Here is a 1,469-nt window from a genome sequence, read left to right as displayed (position 1 = left end):
TAAACTGTACCCTATAGATTAGACACTTTGAAAAAAGGTCTCTCTATAGGGTGCTTTTTTGTATACTGGAAGAAACAAAACAATTGGGGACTGGTTCACGATGGGGAAAAAGTTATTTTCTAAACAAGAAGTGAAACAATTATCTACTAATAAGTATGTGAAAGCCGTAAGTAAGAACGGGATAACCTATACAGACGAATTTAAACGCCTCTTTATAACCGAGGATGAGAACGGAAAATTCCCAAGACAAATCTTCGAAGAGTGTGGTTTTGATAGTGAGGTATTAGGTGCCAGACGGATGAAATCCTCTGCGGATAGATGGCGAGCTGCTTACAAGGAAAATGGGCTTGATGGTCTTCGAGATAACCGTAAAGTGAATTCAGGAAGGTCAATGAATCGTGAACTTACATTAGAAGAGAAATATAAACGTTTGGAGGCTCAGAATAACCTATTAAAAGCAGAAAATGAGTTACTAAAAAAGCTCGAGATGATGGAGAGGGGGAAAAAGGACGAGGACTAACTGCGCAACAGAAATATCTTCTTATTAAATCTGTGATAAAAAAATTCAAGCTAAAGAACATGGTGAGTTATTTGTGTACTTTGTGTGGGATTTCTCGATCCGGTTATTATCATTACTTCTCCGAGAAAGCTCAGGTGCGAAGAGAACAACGTGATAAACAAGACGAAGTTGTCAGAGATTTAATTTTAAAAGCGTATCAATTTAAAAGACGGAAGAAAGGCGCTCGCCAGATTAAAATGACACTAAAGGGTCAATTTCAAACTGTATACAATCTAAAACGCATACGAAGGATCATGAAGAAGTATGACATTATATGCCCACTCAGAAGAGCAAATCCCTATAGAAGAATGGCTAAAGCAACAAGTGAGCACGCTGTTTCACCCAACTTATTAAACAGACAATTCAAACAGAATATACCTGGAAAAGTGTTACTTACTGATATCACTTATTTGTTTTATGGCAAAGGTAAAAAAGCGTATCTCTCTACCATAAAAGATGGATCAACAAACGAAATCCTTGCCTACAATGTATCGGATCAAATTACATTAGATCTCGCCACAGATACGCTACTCAAACTAAAAAACAACAGAAAAGTTAAGTTAGCTAAGGATGCGTTTATTCACTCAGATCAGGGCTTCCATTATACGAGCCCAATCTTTCAAAGGCTAGTGAAGAAATATAGGTTAAGTCAATCAATGTCAAGACGAGGAAACTGTTGGGACAATGCGCCTCAAGAGTCTTTCTTTGGTCACTTTAAAGGCGAAACCTCTATTAAACATTGTGTATCTCTTGAAGAATTAAAACGAGAAGTTAAAAGCTACATGACTTACTATAATTACTACCGTTATCAATGGAACCTAAAGAAGATGACCCCTGTTGAATACAGGAATCATCTCCTTAGGTCAGCCTAACCCTTTTTTAAAGTGTCCTTTACAAAGGGTACAGTTTA

At 37.1% G+C, this 1,469-nt stretch carries 1 protein-coding gene; it reads left to right on the top strand.

Features of this window, described 5'->3' with window-relative positions; all coding sequences use genetic code 11:
• The first annotated feature begins 100 nt into the window (after nucleotides 1-100).
• Nucleotides 101-1,431, top strand: a protein-coding gene (locus AB986_RS21925) for an IS3 family transposase (RefSeq protein ID WP_407921929.1) whose coding sequence is annotated in 2 segments (ribosomal slippage) — nucleotides 101-512 and nucleotides 512-1,431 — 1,332 coding nt in all. Because the reading frame shifts where the segments join, the coding sequence is not laid out codon by codon here.
• The last annotated feature ends 38 nt before the right edge of the window (nucleotides 1,432-1,469 follow it).

It is taken from the genome of Guptibacillus hwajinpoensis (assembly GCF_001039475.1).
GTDB classification, from domain to species: Bacteria; Bacillota; Bacilli; order Bacillales; family Guptibacillaceae; genus Guptibacillus; species Guptibacillus hwajinpoensis.
The sequence above is the reverse complement of the archived record's forward strand: the minus strand, read 5'-3'. Positions and strand labels throughout refer to the sequence as shown.